This is a genomic window from Streptomyces sp. NPDC050508 (genome assembly GCF_040655155.1).
Lineage (GTDB): Bacteria > Actinomycetota > Actinomycetes > Streptomycetales > Streptomycetaceae > Streptomyces.
Genome location: NZ_JBFAJJ010000009.1, coordinates 1 through 20,649 on the forward strand (window position 1 = coordinate 1; position 20,649 = coordinate 20,649).

Genomic DNA, 20,649 nt, shown 5'->3' on the forward strand with positions numbered 1-20,649 from the left:
ACGCCCGGTTACATTCCGAACCCGGAAGCTAAGCCTTACAGCGCCGATGGTACTGCAGGGGGGACCCTGTGGGAGAGTAGGACGCCGCCGAACAAATATTGCGAAAACCCCTGTACCGTTTATTCGGTACGGGGGTTTTCTGCGTTTCGGCTACCGTTGCTGGCATGAACTACAAGATCCGTTCGATACGCGCCGACGAGTGGGCCGCGGCGAAGGAGCTGCGGCTCGTTGCCCTGCAGGATCCCGTCGCGCACCTTGCCTTCCTGGAGACCTACGACACGGCGCTGGCCAGGCCTGACTCCTTCTATCAGGAGCGGGCCGTAGGAGCCGCTGAAGGTGCTGAAGGGGCTCAGCAGGTCATTGCTGAGGGGCCGGACGGGGAGTGGGTCGGTACGGCGACCGTGCTGCTTGAGGAGGCCGGGACCGTCGACTGGGCCGGCTTTGCGGTCGAGCGGAAGCAGGGGCACATCGTCGGGGTGTTCGTGCGGCCGGAGGTCCGGGGCATCGGACTGACCGAGGTGCTCTTCGACGCGGCGCTGGAGTGGGCCTGGGGGCGCGGTGTCGAGCGGGTGCGGCTCATCGTGCATGAGGACAACGAGCGGGCCCGGCGGTTCTACGGCAAGATCGGCTTCATCCCCACGGGCATCACCGTGCCGCTCGGCGCGAACGCGGACGAACGTGAGCTTGAGATGGCGGTCGAGCGGCCGTAGCCGTAGTCGACGTAAGTCTGCTTGCTAGACCGGTAGTTCGTGGTGGGGCCAGCGGGCCCTGGCCTGTTCTCTGGAGCGGAGCAGGGCCAGGGTCGGCAGGCCTCGGTCCGCTCCCGTGGCGAGGAGCTCCGGGAGTTGGGGGAGCGGGGCTACAGCCGCTACGTCGTCCAGGACAAGCGTCATTGGTGGGTCGAGGCGACCGGCCGATGACCGTTCGGCCATGTGCCGGCCGCGCTCGACCACGCTTGATGCGAGGGCGGTGAGGAGAGGCATCGCGCCCGGATTCGTACGGGGGTCCTCGATGGATTCACCGACCAGATAGAGCGTGCCCCCTTCGTTCGCGAAGGAATCCAAGGAGAGGGCGTCAGTTCTGTTGGGTGTGCAGGCTTCGCGGATGTTGACCGTGAAGAGGGAGGACAGTGCGCGGCTCGTCAACTCCTGGGCGATGTCCCGGCGTTCGGGGTGGGACGTGAGTGCCGCTTCCAGTTCGCCTGCTGCGCCGGGGGCTGCCTTGGGGTTCGTGCGGAGGATGCGTACCGCGTCCTGGATCTGGGTGCCCTGGGACCAGCGGTGCACGTGGCGGATGGTGCGGCCGTCGATCGCGGCTGCGTGCAGGTAGCTCCGCAGGAGCGTTTCGGCTGTGTCGGCCACCGCCTGGTCGATCTTTGCCGTCGGTCTTACCGGGGCGAGCAGCGCGGTGGCTCTTTTCACCGCCGTTTGTTTGTCCTCGCAGCCTGTGGTGGGGGACCAGTGGAGGCGGGCCGGGGTGTCGCAGAGGTGGGTGGGGTCGTAGAGGAGGACCGGGCCCAGTTTGGCTCTGGCGTCTTTTGTGTCCTGCCAGACCGTTTTGTTGGACGTGACTACCAGGGCTGGGCCTTCTGCGTCCCGTACGGCTTGGGTGGCTGTGGACTGGCGACTTTCCGCCGTCGCCAGGAAGACTTTTTCCCACCCGCCCACCCGTTCGCCGTTGGACAGAGAAGTCCCCAAGTGCGGTGCAGGGGGCGCCTGTTCCAGGAGGACCGTCGGCTGCGGTTGTTGTTGCTGTGGTGGTTCCGGGCGCTGTATCGGTACCTCTTGGGGCTCCGGTGAGGGCGGGGCGGCCAGGCTCTTCGCCCGCGCCCTCGCCCGTACCGCCCGCCATCTCGCCACCGTGCCCATCACGAACACCGCCAGGACGACCAGGATCATCAACTGGCCGATGAACAGGCCCCAGAAGAGGCCGTAGCCGGAGAACTGGGCGGGTGGGGACTGCGGCCAGGCGCCGGTGATGTCGTGGGGCTGGGCGATCAGGTGGCGCATGGCCATGGGGGTGCGGGCGAAGGTCACGCCCGTCGGCCAGGCGCCCTTGGAGAACAGGGCGGCCAGGCCTGTGGCCGACCACACCAGCAGGGTCATGCCGATGAGGAACGCGAGCAGGCCCACCAACAGGCCGTCGGGGATGCCCCCTTGGCGCTCGCGTCCGCCGTCGTCCGGTCTCATGTCATGCCACCGCCGTTCACGCCACCGTGGACTCGGAGGAGCCGTCGAGATCGCTCAGGTGCTGTTCCATGAAGGCCGCCGCGCGTTCCTCCGCCTCCAACTCGGCGGCGCGCAGGGCGTCGTCGGTCAGTTCGCGGTCGTGGTCGCGGGAGGACTGGGTCATCGCGCGGTCGGTGAAGACGAGGGGGCGTTCCGTCTCGGTGATCAGGTGTTTGACCACCTGGACGTTGCCGTTGACGTCCCAGACCGCGATGCCGGGGGTGAGGGTGGGGATGATCTCCACCGCCCAGCGTGGCAGTCCCAACACCCGCCCGGTTGCTCGGGCTTCGTCCGCCTTTTGGGCGTAGATCGTTCGCGTCGACGCCATTTTCAGGATTGCTGCGGCTTCCTTTGCCGCGGCTCCGTCGACCACGTCCGACAGGTGGTGGACCACCGCCACGAACGACAGACCCAACCGTCGGCCGAACTTCAGCAGGCGCTGGAAGAGTTGGGCCACGAAGGGGCTGTTGATGATGTGCCAGGCCTCCTCGACCAGGAAGATGCGCTTCTTCCGGTCGGGGCGGATCCAGGTGTGCTCCAGCCAGACGCCGACGATCGCCATCAGGATGGGCATGGCGATGGAGTTGCGGTCGATGTGGGACAGGTCGAAGACGATCAACGGCGCATCCAGGTCGATGCCCACCGTCGTCGGGCCGTCGAACATGCCGCGGAGGTCGCCGTCGACCAGGCGGTCGATGACGAGGGCGACGTCCAGGCCCCAGGCCCGTACGTCGTCTATGGCGACATTCATCGCCTCGGCCGACTCCGGTTCGGGGTGGCGTAGTTGCTCGACGATGTCCATGAGGACCGGCTGGCGTTCGACGATCGTCTCGTTGACGTAGGCGTGCGCCACCTTCAGCGCGAAGCCGGAGCGTTCGTCGAGGCCGTGGCCCATCGCCACCTCGATGATGGTGCGGAGCAGGGCGAGTTGGCCCGTGGTGGTGATCGCCGGGTCGAGGGGGTTGAGGCGGATTCCCATGTCCAGGGCGGCAGTTGGGTCCAGGCGGATGGGGGTTATCCCCAACTCTTCCGCGATCAGGTTCCATTCGCCGACGCCGTCCTCGCCCTGTGCGTCGAGGACGACGACCTGGCGGTCGCGGAAGCGCAGTTGTCGTAGGACGTACGTCTTCTCCAGGGCCGACTTGCCGTTGCCCGACTCGCCGAGGACCAGCCAGTGGGGGGCGGGGAGTTGCTGGCCGTAGAGCTGGAAGGGGTCGTAGATGTAGCCCTTGCCGGAGTAGACCTCGCGGCCGATGATGACGCCCGAGTCGCCGAGGCCGGGGGCGGCCGTGGGCAGGTAGACCGCCTGGGCCTGGCCTGTTGAGGTGCGGACCGGGAGTCGGGTCGACTCGATCTTTCCGAAGAGGAAGGACGTGAAGGCGTCGGTGAGGATGGACAGCGGATCCCGCATCTGAGCCCTACCTCCGGATGCCGGTGGCGAACGGCAGTGTGTTCACAAACGCGCGGTGGTGCTCGCGGTCGCACCACTCCAGCTTCAGATACGACTTGCCGGCGGACGCCCTTATCGTGCGCTTGTCGCGCGCGAGGGCCTCGGGGTTTCGGGAGGAGACGGTGATGTAGCCGACGAGGTTCACGCCGGCCGCGCCGCTCGCCAGGTCCTCGCCGCGCTGGTCCATGCGACCGTGGGCGGCGACGTCGCGGGGGTCGACGGTGCGGTTCATCTTGGCGGCGCGGGAGGCGTCGGCCTCGTCGTTCGTCTTTTCGGTCAGCATGCGCTCGATGGCGACCTCTGTGGGTTCGAGGTCCATCGTGACGGCGACCGTGCGGATGACGTCCGGGGTGTGGACCAGCAGCGGGGCAAGGAAGTTGACGCCGACCGGGGTCATCGGCCACTCCTTCACCCAGGCCGTGGCGTGGCACCACGGCTCGCGGGTCGACGACTCACGGGTCTTCGCCTGGAGGAACGTCGGTTCCATGGCGTCGAGTTCGGCCGGCCAGGCGTTGCGCTTCGTCATCGCCTGGAGGTGGTCGATGGGGTGGTCCGGGTCGTACATGGAGTGGATGAGGGAGGCGAGACGGCCCTGGCCGAGGGGCTGCCGTACGCGGATGTCGGCTTCCTGGAGGCGGGAGCAGATGTCCGTCAACTCGCGTGCCATGACGACCGCGAGGCCCGCGTCCCGGTCGAGTTTGCGGCCCGCCTGGGGGCGCGAGGCGCGGGCCATCGCGTGGGCCTCGGCGGAGAGTTCGCGGTTGAAGTGCATGCAGGCGACGAGGTAGGCGCGGTGCTGCTCGCTGCTGGTGGACACCATCGACTGCAGTTGGTCGTACGACTGTTGCAGCCAGGTCAGTGCCTTCTCGTCGCCGCGCATGGCCACGTCCTTGGCGTGCGCGTCCGGGTCGGCGGGGAGGGTGCGGGCGAGCATCTGGATGCGGGTGACGAAGCCGTCGCCGTTCGCCACGTGCTTGAGGAGCGTGCCGAAGCGGTCGACGAGGGCTTCCTGGTCCTCGCTGTCGCGCAGGCCGACGCCCGGGCCCTCGATCTCGATCGCCGCGGTGACCGTACGGCGGTCGGCGTGCAGGAGTACGGCGATCTCGTCCGGGCCGAAGGGGGCGGCCAGCCAGTTGATGCGGCCGATGCCCGGCGGCGGGCCGATCTCGACCTCGCGCCCGTCGAGGTGGACGCCGGCCTCCATGACGGAGGAGCGGTACGTCGTGCCGTTGCGCAGGGTCCGCTTGTAACTGCGGTTGATCTCGAACCACTTGTAGAACGTGCGGCGCTTGTACGGCACGTAGACCGCCATCAGCGCCAGCATCGGGAAGCCCGTCAGCAGCACGATGCGCAGGGACAGGACGGGGACGAGGAGTCCGCTCATCATGCCGAGGAACGCGCCCATGATGATGAGCGCGATCTCGCCGGTCTCGCGATTCTTGCCGACGATCGCGTTCGGCCGGGCTCGGCCGATGAGATATGTCCGGCGGGGCGTGATCGGATGGGACAGGTGGGACTCTGTCGTCAACGCCCTTCACCTCCCGTGCGGTTGTTGCGGGCGTTGCTGGCGTGCGGGGTGTTCGCCGGGCTCTGGCGGGGCGGGGGCGCGGCGGAGGGGACAGCTCCGCCGCCACCGCTCGACGGGCGGCTGCTGTGGGCCGCGACGCCGCCGGAGACCGGATTGGACGGGCGGGCGCCGCCGCCGGACGAGGACTGGCCGCCCCCGCCGTCGTTCGTGCGGGCGCTGTGGGTCTTGATGCCCTGGGCGACCATGGTCGCCGGGGAGCTGATGACCGCGGCGGCCTTGCCCTCGGCGCCCTGCATGATGCGGTTGTTGCGGCCGTTGGCGATGTCGTCGCCGAAGCCGGGGACGAAGCGGTAGATCATCGCGCTGGCGAAGATGGCGAGCAGGATGATCGCGAGGCCGGAGACGACGGCGGAGAAGGAGTCCGGGCCGTCGGCGGTGGACAGGGCGCCGGCCAGGCCCAGCACGATCACGATGACCGGTTTCACCAGGATCACCGCGATCATGATGCCGGCCCAGCGGCGGACGTGGCCCCACAGGTTCTTGTCGACGAGGCCCGCGTAGACGACGGTGCCGAGGAGGGCGCCGACGTAGAGGAGGGCGGCGCGGATGACGAGCTCCAGCCAGAGGACGCCGGCGGCGAGGATGCTGACCAGGGAGACGACGATCAGCATGATCGGGCCGCCGCCGATGTTGTTTCCCTTGGCGAGGGCGCCGGAGAAGTTGCCGAAGAAGGTGTCCTGGTTGCCGGTCGTCTTCGCGAGGACATCCGTGATGCCGTCCGTGGCGGAGACGACGGTGTACAGGATCAGGGGGGTGAACGCGGAGGCGATGACCGTGAGCCAGAGGAAGCCGACGGCCTCGGAGATCGCGGTGGTGAGGGGGACGCCTCGGACCGCGCGCTTCGCTACCGCGAGGAGCCACAGGAGGAGGGTGAGGATCGTGGACGCGGCGAAGACGACGGCGTACTGCTGAAGGAACTTGGAGTTCGTGAAGTCGACGGTCGCGGTGTCCTTGACGGCGACGCTGAGCTTGTCGATGGTCCAGGAGGCGGCTTCGGCGCAACCCTTGGCGAGGGAGGAGAGGGGGTCGAGGGTGTCGGTGGTGCTGGGGGTCGTGCCGGAGGTGGCACCACCCTTGCCGGTCTCGCAGATGTCCTTGGCCTGGCCGACGAGGAGCTTGCACTGTGCGGACTTCGAGGGCGACGGGGTCGGTGAGGGTGCCGCGACAGCCTGGGTGGCCCACAGCACGGCAGTGGTCTGTACGGCGGTGAAAGCGGCCGCGACCTTGAGTACGCGACGCGAGCTACCGGGCATAGGTGAACCCTCCGTACTCCTGGACGGCCTTGGCCATGTCGTCGGCGGTGGATGCCTTGTTGTCGCCGGGGACCGGGGCGGGGCCGTCCTTCTGGGAGAAGCTGTCGGCCTTCCAGTCGTTGTCGCTCCAGCGCAACCGGAGGGTCAGGGTGAACCAGTCGCTGGTCACCGGGTTGGTCGAGGTCGTGCCTGCTGTGCCGTACAGCCCGGTGCACCAGACTTCGACCGTTGCTGCGGTGTCCGAGTAGCCCGTGACCTTGGTGCCGATGGGCACGGTGCGGGAGATGTAGGTGTTGCCCGCGGTCGCGTTGCCGTTCGCGTCCAGGCCGAGCTTGCCCAGGAAGTCCTTGGAGTAGGCGTGGTCGAGGCTGTTCTCCAGCGAGACCTGCTTGTCGGCGGCGAAGACCTGCTGCACGATCTCGCTCCGCCGGGCCGGCTTGAGGATGTCGGCCGAGACGAGCACTGTGGCGTAGTTGGTCGCCGCGCTCTCCGCGCCCTGCTGAGTGTGTGCGAACCCGGCCGGAATCCCGCTCGTCTTCGACTCCACCGGCTTCGTCCCGCTCGCTGCCGTGGAGGCGGCATCCGGCTTCGAGCCGCTTGCCGTGTTGCCGTCGGTCGATGAGGAATCCCCTCCTCCGCGGTTCGCGAAGGCGATTGCGGCAATGAGGAGTACTACGACTCCGACCACCGTCACCAGGCTTCTTGATGACGATCGGCCGCCTCGGCGGGCGCCGCCGTACACGTCTCCGCCGCCCTGTGGCAGACGTGTGCGGGTCTGGCCGGTGCCGCCGTAACCGCCGGAGGTCTCGTGCTCGTCTCCGGGACTCATGCCGGGTACGCCCCTTCGCCGTCGTCCAGAAACATCTGGAAGTACGACGGTAGCCGTGCTGGTTCCCGCGCGGGCGCGGTGTGGTGACTCGACATCAGGGAAACGCAACCTCAGCCGGTGGGCGCGACGGGCGGGTGGGGTGGGAAGCGGGGGACCTACCGGGCTTGGCTATACGGCCATGCCGTACACGATCGTGAAGAGGGTGCCGAGGGAGCCGATGATGAAGACCCCGGTCAGACCGGCGATGATGAGGCCCTTGCCCTGCTCCGCGCTGAAGGTGTCGCGGAGCGCCGTCGCGCCGATGCGCTGTTTGGCGGCACCCCATACGGCGATTCCGAGGCAGAGCAGGATGGCGACCGCCATCACGACCTCGATCATCACCTTCGCCTCGTTGCCCAGGCTGCCGAAGGGGCCCCAGTCCGGAGCGATCCCGCCGATGATGGTGTTGATGTCTCCCTTGTCGGCCGCAAAGAGCATGTAAGTCACCGCCCCTGGTGGGTAGTTCCGCATCCCCTGCAGGTGCGCAGAGGTCAGGCATCATTGTCGCCGACAAAGACGCCGTCGGATGTCGACTTGGCGTCATTGGTTGGCGGGTTTCGTACGAATACTACGTACGGTCACTCTGTGTATCACGGTAGGTAACGCCGGGCAATGAGGCCTGGGCGGAACCTGTGTCCGGTTCGGTCGTTAGCCCCTGATTACCGGGTTGCTCGTGCTGATGTTCTCATGATGAACGGGCCGCGGCTGGATGCCGCGGCCCGTTCTCCCGTGCCAGGTGTGGCCCCCACGACCCACTGTGGCACGACATGTGACTGGTGATCAGTTCAGGGTGGGGGGCAGGTCACCGTCCGTCAGTTGGCGAAGGCGGACACACCTTCCGGGGTGCCCCAGCCGGTCGGGCCGTCGTAGCCGGTCTCGGCGGTGCAGAAGTACGCCGTCGAGCAGGAGCCGTTGTAGCCGCTGGTCACGTCGTTGAGGGACGAGGTGCCGGCGTAGTCGTAGGGGTACTGCGCCGGGTAGGTGCCGCTGGCCGGGGTGCCGGCCAGGGCGTAGACGCCGGCGATGATCGGGGCGGAGACGCTGGTGCCGCCGAAGGTGTACCAGCCGGCGGTGACGCCGTAGGAGTCGTAGACGGAGACGCCGGTGGCGGGGTCGGCCACGGCGGAGACGTCGGACTCCATGCGCTTGGTGCAGCCGGTGTCGGTCTGCCAGGTGGGCTTGGCGTCGTAGGAGGAGCAGCCGGAGCCGGTGCCCTCGGTGCTGGAGGTCCGCCAGACGGCCTCGGTCCAGCCGCGGGTGGTGGAGGAGGTGGAGAGCTTGGTGCCGCCGACTGCCGTCACGTACCGGGACGTTGCCGGGTACTCGGCGCCGTAGGCGCTGTCACCGGAGGAGACGGTGATGGCCACGCCCGCGTGGTTGTAGTACGAGGTGTCGTACGTCGTCTGGGAGGAGGACTCCGAGCCGCCGTAGCTGTTGGAGACGAACTTGGCGCCGAGGGCTACGGCCTCGTTCTCGGCGGTGCCGAGGTTGGCGTAGCTGGCGCTGGTGGCCTCGACGAGGGTGATGTTGCAGAGCGGGCAGATCGCGCTCGCCATGTCGAGGTCGAGGGAGATCTCCTCGGACCAACCGGCGTCGGACGAGGGCAGGGAAGTCGTCGAGCCGGTCTGACTGACCTTCTTGAAGCAGCCGTTGGCCGTCGTGCAGGCCGAAAGGCCGTAGTACGAACGGTAGGTGGCGAGGTCGGACTCCGCGTTCGGGTCGTTGTACGCGTCGACGATCGCGATCGTCTCACCGGAGCCGTTGGAGGCGGCGGCGGAGGTCAGGCCGTAGGCGGACCGGAGGTTGGTCGGGCTGTAGCCGGAGGGGGTCGTCGCGTCGGCCGCCTTGGGGGTGATGCCGGTCTTCGCGGCCTGCATCTTCTGGAAGGCGGTGAGGCCGCCGGTGACGCGGTAGGACTTGCAGGTGAGGTCGCCCGTGTGCTTGGGGGTCGCACAGGGGGTGGCGGCGTAGGTCACCTTCGTGGAGGTGGTGGCGCTCTGTGCGGCGTCGGCCTGTACGGCGGTGCCGAGGCCGGTGAAGACGAGTGCGGCTGTGGCTATGGCGACGGACCCGATGCGGCGCCATCTACCGTGCGCGTGGGGGGAGTTGGGGGTCGTGGTACGCAAGGTGCAGCCTCCTGAGTTGGTGGAACAGGGGCGGTGCGGGTGCGTCTCGCCGGTGCGGTTTCCCCGGCGGTGGGGGGCGGCCCGCGATGACCATCTCTTGTTGAGTACGCGACAACAAGAGGCTGCTGGAATCCTGACTTCCGGCTTACCGAACAGGGTCTGGCTCTTTACCAAACCCACAGGTTTTTCATGGGAGTCGGCGGCTGCGGAACGGCGAACGGGCCGCGGCTGGTTGCCGCGGCCCGTTGCCACTTGCTCCGCCAAGGGGACCCCACGTCCCCCTCTTGCCGGCGGCTCCCCGTGACCCGACGGGGAGGCTCTGCGGGGAGGTGTCAGCCGGTGAAGGCGGACACGCCCTCCGGGGTGCCCCAGCCGGTCGGGCCGTCGTAGCCCGAGCCGGCGGTGCAGAAGTAACTCGTCGAGCAGGAGCCGTTGTTGCCGCTCGTCACGTCGTTCAGGGCGGAGGTGCCGGCCGCGGCGTACGGGTACGAGGCCGGGTAGTCGCTGGTGCCCGGGGTGCCGGCGAGGGCGTAGACCGAGGCGATGATCGGGGACGAGGCGCTGGTGCCGCCGTAGGTGCCCCAGCCGGTGCCGTCTGAGCCGTAGGTGTCGTAGACGGAGACACCCGTGGCCGGGTCGGCGACCGCGGAGACGTCGGAGATCATGCGCTTGGTGCAGCCGGTGTCGGTCTGCCAGGTGGGCTTCGCGTCGTACGCGGAGCAGCCGGAGCCGGTGCCCTCGGTGCTGCTGGTCTTCCAGACGCTCTCGGTCCAGCCGCGGCTGTTCGAGGAGGTCTTGAGGGCGGTGCCGCCGACCGAGGTGACGTACCGGGAGCCGGCCGGGTACTCGGCGCCGTAGGCCTCGTCGCCCGCGCTGGCGGTGATGGCGACGCCCGCGTGCTTGTAGTACGAGGTGTCGTACGTCGTGTCGGAGGAGGACTCCGAGCCGCCGTAGGAGTTCGAGACGAACTTGGCGCCCAGCTTCACGGCCTCGTTCACCGCGGTGCCCAGGTTGGCGTCACTCGCCGACTTGGCCTCGACGAGGAGGATGTTGCAGTTCGGGCAGGTCGCGCTGACCATGTCGAGGTCGAGGGACTCCTCGCCGGCCCAGCCGCTGTCGGCGGTGGGGAGGGAGGTCGTCGACCCGGTCTGGCTGACCTTGCTGAAGCAGCCGTTGTCCGTGGTGCAGTCCGAGAGGCCGTAGTACGACCGGTAGGTCGCGAGGTCGGCCTCGGCGTTCGGGTCGTCGTAGGCGTCGACGATGGCGACGGTCTCGCCCGAGCCGCTGGAGGAGGCGGCGGACGCCAGGCCGTAGGCGGACTGGATGTCGGTGGGGCCGTAGCCGGTGGGGTCGGCGGAGGCGGCCTTCGGGGAGATGGTCTTGGGCGCGATGCCCTTCAGCGCGGCCTGCTTCTCCATGAAGGCGGTGGTGCCGCCGGTGACGCGGAGCGCGTTACACGCGGCGTAGCCCTTCTTCGGGGTCGCGCCGCAGCCGGCCTTCGTGTACTGCACGTGGGCCTTGGCGACCTGCGCGGCGATGGTCTTGGCGCTGACCTTCGTGGTGCTCGTGGTGGTGTCGGCGACCGCGCTCGCGTGGGCCGCGGTGCCGAGTCCGGCGATCAGGAGCGCGGCGGTCGCGGCGGCGGCAGAACCGATTCTGCGCCAGTTGCCGCGTATGTGGGGGGAATTGGGGGGTGACGTACGCAACGTACAGCCTCCAGAGAGAGGTGGGCAGAGGCCTGCGGGTGGGGGGTCCACCGGTGAGGTTCCCGGTGGGGGCGGCGGCCCGCGATGACCATCTCTTGTTGAGTACGTGACAACAAGGAGGGTTCCGGAATTCTGACTTCCGCGTTACTCAAGGGGGTTGGGGGATTGCTGATCAATGGCGCCGGGATGGCGTGGGGATGGCTCGGGCTTGACTCTCTCCACGGGAAATCCACAGTGGGACGCGCGTTGACAAGGGGGCGGGTGGGTGGAGCGGGGCCGGGTCGGGGGTGGGTGGTTCGGGTTGTTTGCGGGGTGCGGGTGGGTGGGGGTTGGTCGCGCAGTTCCCCGCGCCCCTAAGGGCATCAGGGCACGCGGGGTGAGGGGGTGAGGGTGGCTTGTCGTGGCCGTGCGGTGGAGCCGCATATCGACACAGTCCCGTGCCCCTGAGGGCATGAGGGTTGGGGTGTGTTGGGAGTGCGTGGGGGCTGGTCGCGCCCTCGCGGCGGCGCCGCATATCGACACAGTCCCGCACCCCTAGGGCATCAGGGCGTGCGGGGTGCGGGTGTGCGGGTGTGTGGGGGTGTGGGGGTCGGTTGGACCCTCGCGGTGGAGTCGCATGTCGATGCAGCCCCGCGCCCCTAAGGGTGTTGCGGTGGGGCGGGGTGACGGGGTGCGGGCGGCTTGTCGTGGCCGTGCGGTGGAGCCGCATGCCGACACGGCCCCACGCCCCTAGGGCATCGGGGCTCGCGAAGCCGTCGGCCCAGTCGTAGGGCGGCTCGTTGAGTTACGGGGCGGTCGGAAGCGCCGGCAGGTAGTTGTCGTTCGTCACTCGCTCTCGCGGGGCTTGAGGCCGTTCAGCAAGTGGTGGATCAGGGGTGGGATGCCGGTCACCGCGGCCTCCGGGGTGAGGGTGCCCTGGGCTGTGAAGGAGGCTGTGCCGTGCAGGGCGGCGCCGATGACGAGGGCGATGGTCCAGGGGTCGCCGGGGATCACCTCGCCCCGCTCCTGGGCGTCGGCGACGATCCGTACGAAGTGGGTCGTCGTCCCCTCCACGGCCGCCCGCAGCTGCTCGGAGATGTCCGCGTCGTGCTTGCGGGAGTACATGACCTCCAGCAGCTCGGGGTTCGAGACCGCGAAGTGGACGTAGGTCTTGGCCAGTTCGGTGAGGCGTGCTTCGAGTGTCAGCTCGGGGCTGTCGGCGGCGTTCAGCTCCTTGGTCATGCGCTCGAAGCCGGTCAGGGCCAGGGCGTCGAGCAGCGCCTGCTTGTCCTTGAAGTGGCGGCCGGGGGCGGCATGGCTGACCCCCGCGTCCCGGGCGAGTTCGCGCAGGGACAGCGCCGCGACCCCCTTCTCCAGCAGGGTGCGCTCCGCGCTCGCGAGCAGGGCGGAGCGCAGGTCTCCGTGGTGATAGGGGCGTACGGGCATGCGAACCATCGTATCCCGATGTTGGCGGTGCCAGCATTGTTGTCATTGACATCATTGTAGTCGTTGCCTACATTGGGAGGCATGGACAAGACCAGCAGCAGTAAGAGCACGAGCAAGTGGGACGTGAGTCGGATGCCCGACCTCTCCGGCCGTACGGCGGTCGTCACCGGTGCCAACAGCGGTATCGGCTTCGCGGCCGCCGCCGAGTTGGCCCGCGCGGGTGCGCATGTCGTGTTCGCCGTACGGGACCTGGAGCGGGGGCGGGCCGCGGCGGCCAAGGTGAGGGGGAGTGCCGAGGTGCGGCGGCTGGATCTCGCGGATCTGGCGTCCGTACGGGAGTTCGCCGCGGGGTGGGACGGGCCGCTGGACCTGCTGGTCAACAACGCGGGCGTGATGATGCTCCCGGAGCAGCGGACGCGGGACGGCTTCGAGATGCAGTTCGGCACGAACCACCTGGGCCACTTCGCCCTCACGAACCTGCTGCTGCCGCACATCACCGACCGGGTGGTGACCGTCTCCTCCGGCGCCCACCGGATGGGCGACGGCTTCATCCACTTCGAGAACCTGAACCTGGACGGCATCTACAGCCCGCAGCGCGCCTACTCCCAGTCCAAGCTCGCCAACCTGCTCTTCACGCTCGAACTCCAGCGCAGGCTCACGGAGTCGGGCTCGCGCGTCCGCACCCTCGCGGCGCATCCGGGCTGGGCGGCGACCAACCTCCAGAGCCACACCGCGAACCCCGTCAGCCGCGTGCTCATGGCCGTCGGCAACAAGGTCGTGGCCCAGGACGACAAGGGGGGTGCCCTGCCGACGCTCTTCGCGGCGACGCAGGACCTCCCGGGCGCGAGCTACGTCGGGCCGAGCGGGCCGATGGAGATGCGCGGGGCGCCGACGCTGGTGGGTCGGAGCACGGCGGCGAGTGACGTGGCGGCGGCGGAGCGGCTGTGGGAGGCGTCGGAGGGACTGACGGGAGTGGGCTTCCCGGTGCTGAGCCTTCCGGCGCGGGCGGAGTCGGGGCAGGCGTGAGGTCGGTGGCGGTGGTATCGGGTGCTCGGCGGTCGGTGGTCGGCGAGCAGTGGTCGGCGGATCCGGGCCACCGGGAATCGGATTCGCCCAGCGTCCCGGCGCACCGCCGGCTCGCGAGGGAATCCCGGTGCACCGACGGTTCACAGCTGCCAGGTGTGGCCCGCGGCCGTTCTCACCCGGCCGTCGTCTCCGCAGGCCAGTAGGTCGAGCAGGAGGCCCCGGATGAGGGCCAGTGCCCGGGTGGCCCTGGTCTCCGCCAGCGCGGGCGGTGTGTCGGGGGGCTGGGCCCGTACGAGGAGGTCGAGCCAGTCCCGGGCCGCCTCGCCGGCGAAGCCCGCCCAGGGGCCGGGATCGTGGCTGAGGGACAGCAGGAAGGCCTCGTACGTCAGCCGCACCATGGGGCGTTGTTCCGGTGCGGAGAGGAAGGTCCACAGGCTGTCGGTCAGGGCGTCGAAGCCGTCACCGGCCGTACCGGCTTCGTTGTTCGGCTCCGCCAGGACCGCGGCCATCATCCCGAGCTGTTCGCGGCGGGCCCGGGCGAGCAGTTGCCGTAGGAGCTCGTCCTTGCTGCCGAACAGGTAGAGCAGGACGCGCGGGCTGGTGCCCGTGGCAGTGGCCAGGGGGCGCAGGGACAGGCCGGTGAGGCCGTGTTCGAGGAGGTAGCCGTAGCAGGCGTCGAGGAGTTCGGTGCGCCGGGGAGAAGACGGTGATGACGGTGTCGTACCCACTGCGCTACCGTAACTGAAACGGGTGTTTCAGTGTCGGCTTCGGTGGAGGTCGCGGTATGGGTGGTCACGACGACTTCTCGCTCGGTGGGCGTACGGCTCTGGTGACCGGCTCGGTGCGCGGGCTGGGCCTGGAGATGGCGCGGGGCCTGGCCAGGGCGGGCGCCCGGGTGCTGGTCAACGGGCGGGATCCGGTCACCGTGGAGGCGACCGTCGCCGCGCTGCGGGACGACGGGCTGGACGCCGCTGCCGCCGTCTTCGACGTGACCGAGCGGACTGCGGCGCGGGAGGCGGTGAGCGGGCTCGGGGACATCGACGTACTGGTCAACAACGTCGGCCACCGGGACCGGCGGGGCCTGCACGAGATGACCCCGGACGAGCTGGCGCGCATGCTGGACGTCCACCTGACCTCGGCGTACGCGCTGAGTCAGACGGTCGCCGAAGGGCTGGCCGGGCGCGGCACTCCCGGCCGCATCATCAACGTCTCCTCGGTCATCGGCCAGTTGGGCCGCACCGGCGACGTCGCCTACGCCACCGCCAAAGCCGGCCTCGACGGGCTGACCCGGGCGCTCGCCGCCGACCTGGGGTCCAGCGGCACGACGGTCAACTCGGTGGCACCGGGGGCGTTCGCTACAGAGGTCAACGCCCGGCTCGCGGACGACCCCGAGTGGGGACAGTGGCTCAAGACCCGTACCGCGCTGGGGCGTTGGGGGCGGCCGCCGGAGATCGCCGGGATCGTCGTGTTCCTGGCGAGCGACGCGGCGTCGTTCGTCACGGGGCAGACGATCGCGGTGGACGGCGGGATGACGACGAAGCTCTGAGTCGTTCCCCAGCTCCCCTGGCTCGCCTCAATTCCAGGTGTGCGCCTGCGCGTTGAAGACCGCCGGGTCGCTGTGCACCGGCAGGACGCACAGCAGGTGGCCGCCCGGGGCGCGCAGTACCCGGCACTCCAGCCAGCGGGCGACCTGGGTCGCGCCCAGGGTGAGGAGGCGGGCCGTTTCTGCCTCCACGTCGTCCGTCTCGATGTCGATGTGGAAGCGCGGGTCGGTGTCGTCGATCGACTGAACCGCCGTGACCAGACCGGGAATTGCCTCGTGCAGGCTGGTGAACTGTTCCTCCCCGGGGACGGGTTCGGCGGGGGCGCCGAGTGCCGCCGACCAGAAGGCCGCCGCCGCGGCGGCCTCCGGTCCCGGCGTGTCGATCAGGAGGGCGAAGACGCGGCTCCTATGCATGCGGGGAGTTGCCCGGATCTTCCTCCACGCCCTCCACGCCCTCCACGCCCTCCACGAAGTGGTCGAACTCGCCTGCCTGTACGCCTAGTACGAAGGCGTCCCACTTGCGGCGGTTGGTGGTGACCACGTTCTCCGGGTCGCTGGTCTCGCGGATGTAGACCGGGGTCTCGCCGTCGTCTCCCTCGCCGAAGGCGATCTCGATCCAGGGGCCGGGGCCGGTGGCGTCCGGCGGGGCGGCCCGTTCCCAGGTGAGGTCGGGGGGGATGTCAGACACGGGGTTTCCTTCGTCGGGTGCCGGGGAGACGTCGAGTATCGCGCAGGAGAGGCGAGAGGGCAGGAGAGGCGGGAGTGACGGGTGGACAGTACGGTGGACTGACCACCGGACCAAACGTCGATCCAGGCGCCGAACGCGCAGTCCACAGCGAAATCTCAGTAAACGTCGACGTCCTTTCTCACCTTCGTGGGACAGAGTGGGGCCCGATGAAGCGCAGCTCACGCATCTCCCGTTCCGCTCGCCTCGCGGGCAACCGTAGGTACGCGCTGTTTGTCGCCGTGGTCACGCTGGCCCTGACCTCGGCGTCCGTGGCGACCGCCGACGACGGTCCAGGGCCCTTCGGGGTGACCACCGTGGCCGAGGTGAGCAAACAGAGCCTCCGGGTGGGCGCCCTGTTCGGGGCGGGCCATGCCTCCAGCCTCGCCGGCGGGCACCACTGCACCGCGTCCGTGGTGCACAGCGCCGGGCGCGACCTCATCGTCAGCGCGGCGCACTGCCTGGACGGGGACCCCGGCGACGTGTTCGTACCCGGCTACCGGGACGGCACGGCACCGTACGGGGTGTGGAAGATCGAGCAGCGGTTCCTGCCGGACGGGTGGTCCAAGGGGCAGGCGGAGGACAGCGACATCGGTTTCGCCACGCTCGTCGAGGTGGACGGTAAGAACATCGAGGACGTGGTCGGGGCCTACCGGTTCACGACCGGGATGGCGACCGGGGCCACCGCTGTGACCGTCACCGGGTACCCCTCCGCCACCGACCAGCCGATCAGCTGCACCAACAAACCCACCCAGCACAGCAGCACACAGCAGCGCATCGACTGCCCGGCCTTCACCGGCGGCACCAGCGGCAGCCCCTGGGTCAACGGGGACGAGCAGGTGGTGGGCGTCATCGGCGGGCATGAGCAGGGCGGACTGACACCCGACATTTCCTACAGTGTCGTGCTCGGCAAAGAGGCGGCCGAGTTGTACAAGGACGCCACGACTGCCCCGTAATAAGGCCAGGTGCAAGGCACCGCCGACTCGCTGAATACGCGTCAGATGTGGCGGAAGCACGGCGAAATGCCGCCACCCTCCCCGGAAATGGCCTTGAACAGGGCTGACATGGGGGAGGGTTGAGCCGTGCGAAAAGTATGGGTGGCCGGTGGGGTCGCGGTTGGGCTGGGGCTCAGCTTTGTGATGCTGCTCGTCGTCGGGGTGTACCTCGTCGCCGGGAACCTCGTGAACGGGGCCGGCGGCGGGAGCGTCGCGCTCGCCAAGGGCGCGGTGCCGACGGCGTACTCGGCGCTCGTGCAGAAGTGGGGCAACCTCTGCCCCGCCCTCAACCCCGCGCTGCTCGCCGCCCAGCTCTACCAGGAGAGCGGGTTCAACCCGAACGCGAAGAGCCCGGCGAAGGCCGAGGGGATAGCGCAGTTCATCCCGGGGACCTGGGCCACGCACGGGATCGACGGCAACGGCGACGGCGTACGCAACGTATGGGATCCGAATGACGCGATTCCGTCGGCCGCGACGTACGACTGCCAGCTCGCCTCGTACGTGAAGGACGTGCCGGGGAACCAGAGCGAGAACATGCTCGCCTCGTACAACGCGGGGGCGTACGCGGTCATCAAGTACGGGGGAGTGCCGCCGTACTCGGAGACCAAGAACTACGTGAAGACGATCACGTCCCTGGAGCAGAGCTTCGCCGCGCCCGTCAGCCGGGTCGATCCCTCCCAGCAGGCCGCCACCGCCATCACCTACGCCCAGGGCAAGCTCGGCACCCCCTACCTGTGGGGCGGGAACGGCACCGCCGACCAGGGCGGGCGCTTCGACTGCTCGGGGCTGACCAAGGCCGCGTTCGAGAGTGCGGGAATCACGCTCCCGCGGGTCGCCAACGACCAGTACAACGCGGGACCGCATCCGCAGCGGGCCGAATTGCTGCCGGGAGATCTGGTGTTCTTCTCGGACGACCTGACCAATTCCCGGGCCATCCGGCATGTGGGGATTTATGTCGGCGGCGGGTACATGATCGACGCACCCCGGACGGGTGCTGTGATCCGTTTCGACCCCATTGACACCCCCGATTACTTCGGCGCCACCCGGGTCACCGAAGATGGCGCGAAAGCACTCCCCACGACGGTGTGAACCGAGCGTGAACCCACCCCCTGAGCTGCGGCGATGAGTCTCTCTTCGATAACGTCTGAGTGATCATTCGGTGGAGTGTGGAACGTACTAAGTGAGACCGTGCGTTCCTATTGCGACAGCGCGCACGCGAGGTGCGCCCGGAACCACGACGAAGGAGCCGCAGCACCATGGCTGTACTCGCCGAATCCGGGTCGAACCCCGACGTCGATCTGCTCTACGACATCAATGGCCTCGCCAAGGACGCACCGCACTGGTTCGACCGGGGCGTGGAGTTCGTCGGTGAGTACGGGCTGCTCGTCGCCATGGTGCTGCTGGTGGTGTGGTGCTGGTGGTCCGTACGGCGGCGGGGAGCCGAGGACTCCGCCTCGTCCGTCGCGGCGCTTGTCTGGGCCCCGCTGGCCGCCGCGCTCGCCGTCCTCGTGAACGTGCCCATCCGCGGGTTCGTCGAGCGGCCCCGGCCCTTCCTCGATCACACCGGGCTCGACGTCCTCATCTCCGGGAAGACCGACTACTCCTTCGTGAGCGACCACGCCACCATCACCATGGCGATGGGAGTCGCGCTGTTCGTCGCGGACCGGCGGTTCGGGCTGGTCGGGATCGGGCTCGCGCTGCTCGAAGGGTTCTGCCGGGTCTATATGGGCGTGCACTATCCGACTGACGTGATCGGCGGTTTCGCGCTGGGTACGGCTGTGGCTCTGCTTCTTTCTCCGCTTGCCATGGCTCTGCTTACGCCGGTGCTCAAGGCGGTCGAGGGCTCGTCGTGGGGTGGGTGGTTGGTTCGGTCGGCCTACGCCCGGGGGGTGGGGCGGGATGCCGTGATTCCGGGGGCCCGTGCTGAGTCGTCCGGTACTGAGGAGCGGGACCTCGCGGCGTAGGGCTCCGCCGGGAGGTCGGTTCGTCGTCTGCGGGTCCGATGTGGCTGGTCGCGCCCACGCGGCGGAGCCGCATATCGATACAGCCCCGCGCCCCTAGGGTGCTGCCGAACCGGGGCTGACTAGAGGCCCTGGGGATACGTGAAGAAGTGACTCGGGTCGTACTGCTTCTTCAGAGTCGCCAGGCGCGTCGCCGCATCGCCGTAGTACGCCTTGCGCCAGTCGGTGAGGGTGGGGTCGGTGTAGTTCTGGTAGGCCGCGCCCGAGGCGTACGGCTTCATCGCGTTGTGGAAGGACGTCAGCCAGGACTGGGCCGACGTGCCGGCCGTGCCGGAGGGCCAGGAGACTATGTACTGGGCCAGGATGCGGGAGCGGCGGTGGACGAAGGCCGTCGCCGTGGGGGAGACCCGGTTGACCGCGCCGCCCAGGGCCGTCAGCGCGATGTCGCCGGAGTTGCCGCGGACCGCCTTCATCTGGTTGAGCATCGTCTGGATGCCCGTGGCCGAGATCGAGCGGTCGAAGAAGTCGGAGCGGCCCACGTAGGTCTCCCGCGCCAGCGCGCCCTGCGGAGAGCGGCCCGGGGTCGAGCCGGGGAGGTGGCACTGGGCGTCCGTCGAGAACGACGAGCAGCCCGCGTACGCGTTCATCGACTCCTCGTACGTGTGCCGCTTCAGCGAGACGCTCGACGCGTTGCCGCCGACCAGGTGGGCCAGCTTGTCGACCGCGTTCTGGAGCTCGTTGTAGGTGCCGAGGGAGAAGGCGGCGACGGAGACGCGGGGCGTGCCGCCGGGCGTGTTCGTCAGGTGGCAGGACGACCAGATCTCGTCGGGCTGGTCCGGGCCCCACTCCTGCCAGGCCTTCACCACGGCCGCCGCCATCGACGACGGCCAGGTCAGGTAGCCCGATACGGCCTGGGGCGCGGGGTGGGTCCTGAACTGCAGCTCGGTCACGACGCCGAAGTTGCCGTTGCCGGCGCCGCGCAGCGCCCAGAAGAGGTCCTTGTTCTCGCTCGCGTTGGCGACGAGCTGCTTGCCGTCCGCGGTGATCAGCGTGGCCTGCGTGAGGCTGTCGCAGGTCAGGCCGTACGCGCGGGAGACCACGCCGTGGCCGCCGCCGAGGGTGAGGCCGGAGACGCCGACCGTCGGGCAGGAGCCGGCGGGTATCGTCACGCCCTTGGCGGCGAGCCCCCGGTACACGTCGATCAGTTTGGAACCGGCGCCGACGACCGCGCTCGAACCACTCGCCCGGATCTTGTTCAGCTTCGACACGTCGACGATCAGGCGGCCGTCGCCGGAGGACCAACCCGCGTAGGAATGGCCGCCGTTGCGGATCGCGACGCGGATGTTGTGGGCACGGGCGTAGGAGAGGACCGAGCGGATGTCGTCGGGGTTCGCGACGTACGCCACCGCGGCCGGCTTCAAGGAGTCGAAGCGGGTGTTGTAGAGCTGGTGGGCCGTCTTCCAGGAGGCGTCACCGGGGCGGACCAGGGTGCCGTCCAGCTCCCGGGCCAGGGCGGCCCAGTTGGCGGCGGCGGAGGCGCTGGTGGTGCGCAGTCCCGCCGTGCCGGTCGCCTTGGAGGCGTTGTTCGCGGTGGCGGTCGCGTCACCGCCGCCCATGTTCTTGCCGTTGCACGCGGTCGTCGCGACCGCGGCTATCGCGGCCACGCCGCCACCTATGAATGAACGCCGTTCCATTACGCCTCCTGTGGGGGTTCCGTGAAGTGAGATACGTCCGGTGCCCCACAAGTTCTCGTGGC

19 protein-coding genes and 1 rRNA gene are annotated in these 20,649 nt (G+C 69.0%); 7 read left to right on the plus strand and 13 right to left on the minus strand.

Annotated features, from left to right (window positions below; all coding sequences use genetic code 11):
• Positions 1–93: ribosomal RNA gene (gene rrf / locus AB0I69_RS25110) — 5S ribosomal RNA — on the plus strand; the annotation flags it as partial.
• A 71-nt stretch (positions 94–164) separates the two neighbouring features.
• Positions 165–710, plus strand: coding sequence for a GNAT family N-acetyltransferase (locus AB0I69_RS25115; protein WP_363097927.1), 546 nt, complete (start codon positions 165–167; stop codon positions 708–710).
• A 24-nt stretch (positions 711–734) separates the two neighbouring features.
• On the opposite strand, the gene AB0I69_RS25120 is transcribed toward AB0I69_RS25115, so the two are convergent.
• The 9 genes from AB0I69_RS25120 to AB0I69_RS25160 all read right to left on the minus strand — a co-directional run bounded on the left by AB0I69_RS25120 (position 735) and on the right by AB0I69_RS25160 (position 12,644).
• The gene (locus AB0I69_RS25120) at positions 735–2,189 is read right to left on the minus strand and encodes a type IV secretory system conjugative DNA transfer family protein (RefSeq protein WP_363097928.1); all 1,455 of its coding nucleotides are present in this window, start codon (positions 2,187–2,189) and stop codon (positions 735–737) included.
• A 16-nt stretch (positions 2,190–2,205) separates the two neighbouring features.
• The gene (locus AB0I69_RS25125; protein WP_356060163.1) at positions 2,206–3,639 is read right to left on the minus strand and encodes an ATP-binding protein; all 1,434 of its coding nucleotides are present in this window, start codon (positions 3,637–3,639) and stop codon (positions 2,206–2,208) included.
• 7 nt (positions 3,640–3,646) lie between these two features.
• Entirely contained in the window at positions 3,647–5,206 is a 1,560-nt protein-coding gene (locus AB0I69_RS25130) for an SCO6880 family protein (RefSeq protein ID WP_363097929.1), read from the minus strand.
• Positions 5,203–6,519, minus strand: a complete 1,317-nt coding sequence (locus AB0I69_RS25135) for a hypothetical protein (protein WP_363097930.1) — start codon at positions 6,517–6,519, stop codon at positions 5,203–5,205. Before AB0I69_RS25135 ends, AB0I69_RS25130 begins: the two co-directional genes overlap by 4 nt.
• Complete coding sequence (locus AB0I69_RS25140) at positions 6,509–7,348, minus strand: hypothetical protein (protein WP_363097931.1); 840 nt, start codon at positions 7,346–7,348, stop codon at positions 6,509–6,511. The genes AB0I69_RS25135 and AB0I69_RS25140 overlap by 11 nt, the downstream gene beginning before the upstream one ends.
• A gap of 168 nt (positions 7,349–7,516) precedes the next feature.
• Positions 7,517–7,825, minus strand: coding sequence for a hypothetical protein (locus AB0I69_RS25145; RefSeq protein ID WP_014673544.1), 309 nt, complete (start codon positions 7,823–7,825; stop codon positions 7,517–7,519).
• Between the two features lie 374 nt (positions 7,826–8,199).
• A complete protein-coding gene (locus tag AB0I69_RS25150; RefSeq protein WP_363097932.1) occupies positions 8,200–9,513 on the minus strand; it encodes a S53 family peptidase in 1,314 nt (437 codons plus the stop codon).
• Between the two features lie 332 nt (positions 9,514–9,845).
• A complete protein-coding gene (locus tag AB0I69_RS25155) occupies positions 9,846–11,219 on the minus strand; it encodes a peptidase S8 (RefSeq protein WP_363097933.1) in 1,374 nt (457 codons plus the stop codon).
• A gap of 825 nt (positions 11,220–12,044) precedes the next feature.
• Positions 12,045–12,644 carry a TetR/AcrR family transcriptional regulator gene (locus tag AB0I69_RS25160; protein WP_363097934.1) on the minus strand — a complete coding sequence of 200 codons (600 nt, stop codon included), beginning with the start codon at positions 12,642–12,644 and terminating at the stop codon, positions 12,045–12,047.
• A gap of 81 nt (positions 12,645–12,725) precedes the next feature.
• Between AB0I69_RS25160 and AB0I69_RS25165 the strand changes: the two genes are divergently transcribed.
• Positions 12,726–13,670: an oxidoreductase gene (locus tag AB0I69_RS25165; protein ID WP_363097935.1), complete on the plus strand. Its 945-nt coding sequence runs from the start codon at positions 12,726–12,728 to the stop codon at positions 13,668–13,670.
• 140 nt (positions 13,671–13,810) lie between these two features.
• Here the strand turns inward: AB0I69_RS25165 and AB0I69_RS25170 are convergent, their stop codons facing one another.
• Positions 13,811–14,398, minus strand: coding sequence for a TetR/AcrR family transcriptional regulator (locus AB0I69_RS25170; RefSeq protein ID WP_363097936.1), 588 nt, complete (start codon positions 14,396–14,398; stop codon positions 13,811–13,813).
• 56 nt (positions 14,399–14,454) lie between these two features.
• On the opposite strand from AB0I69_RS25170, the gene AB0I69_RS25175 reads away from it, so the two are divergent.
• Positions 14,455–15,216, plus strand: a complete 762-nt coding sequence (locus AB0I69_RS25175; protein ID WP_363097937.1) for an SDR family oxidoreductase — start codon at positions 14,455–14,457, stop codon at positions 15,214–15,216.
• 27 nt (positions 15,217–15,243) lie between these two features.
• On the opposite strand, the gene AB0I69_RS25180 is transcribed toward AB0I69_RS25175, so the two are convergent.
• Both AB0I69_RS25180 and AB0I69_RS25185 read right to left on the minus strand, forming a co-directional pair.
• Entirely contained in the window at positions 15,244–15,627 is a 384-nt protein-coding gene (locus AB0I69_RS25180) for a VOC family protein (protein WP_363097938.1), read from the minus strand.
• The gene (locus AB0I69_RS25185) at positions 15,620–15,901 is read right to left on the minus strand and encodes a DUF397 domain-containing protein (protein WP_363097939.1); all 282 of its coding nucleotides are present in this window, start codon (positions 15,899–15,901) and stop codon (positions 15,620–15,622) included. The genes AB0I69_RS25180 and AB0I69_RS25185 overlap by 8 nt, the downstream gene beginning before the upstream one ends.
• A gap of 206 nt (positions 15,902–16,107) precedes the next feature.
• Between AB0I69_RS25185 and AB0I69_RS25190 the strand changes: the two genes are divergently transcribed.
• The 3 genes from AB0I69_RS25190 (at position 16,108) to AB0I69_RS25200 (ending at position 18,896) form a co-directional block, all read left to right on the plus strand.
• Positions 16,108–16,893: a trypsin-like peptidase domain-containing protein gene (locus AB0I69_RS25190; protein ID WP_363097940.1), complete on the plus strand. Its 786-nt coding sequence runs from the start codon at positions 16,108–16,110 to the stop codon at positions 16,891–16,893.
• Positions 16,894–17,076: 183 nt separating this feature from the next.
• Positions 17,077–18,021 (plus strand): bifunctional lytic transglycosylase/C40 family peptidase, encoded by a 945-nt coding sequence (locus tag AB0I69_RS25195; protein ID WP_363098293.1) that lies wholly within the window; start codon positions 17,077–17,079, stop codon positions 18,019–18,021.
• Between the two features lie 167 nt (positions 18,022–18,188).
• A complete protein-coding gene (locus AB0I69_RS25200; RefSeq protein WP_363097941.1) occupies positions 18,189–18,896 on the plus strand; it encodes a phosphatase PAP2 family protein in 708 nt (235 codons plus the stop codon).
• 119 nt (positions 18,897–19,015) lie between these two features.
• On the opposite strand, the gene AB0I69_RS25205 is transcribed toward AB0I69_RS25200, so the two are convergent.
• Positions 19,016–20,587: an FAD-binding oxidoreductase gene (locus AB0I69_RS25205; protein ID WP_363097942.1), complete on the minus strand. Its 1,572-nt coding sequence runs from the start codon at positions 20,585–20,587 to the stop codon at positions 19,016–19,018.
• Positions 20,588–20,649: the final 62 nt, after the last annotated feature.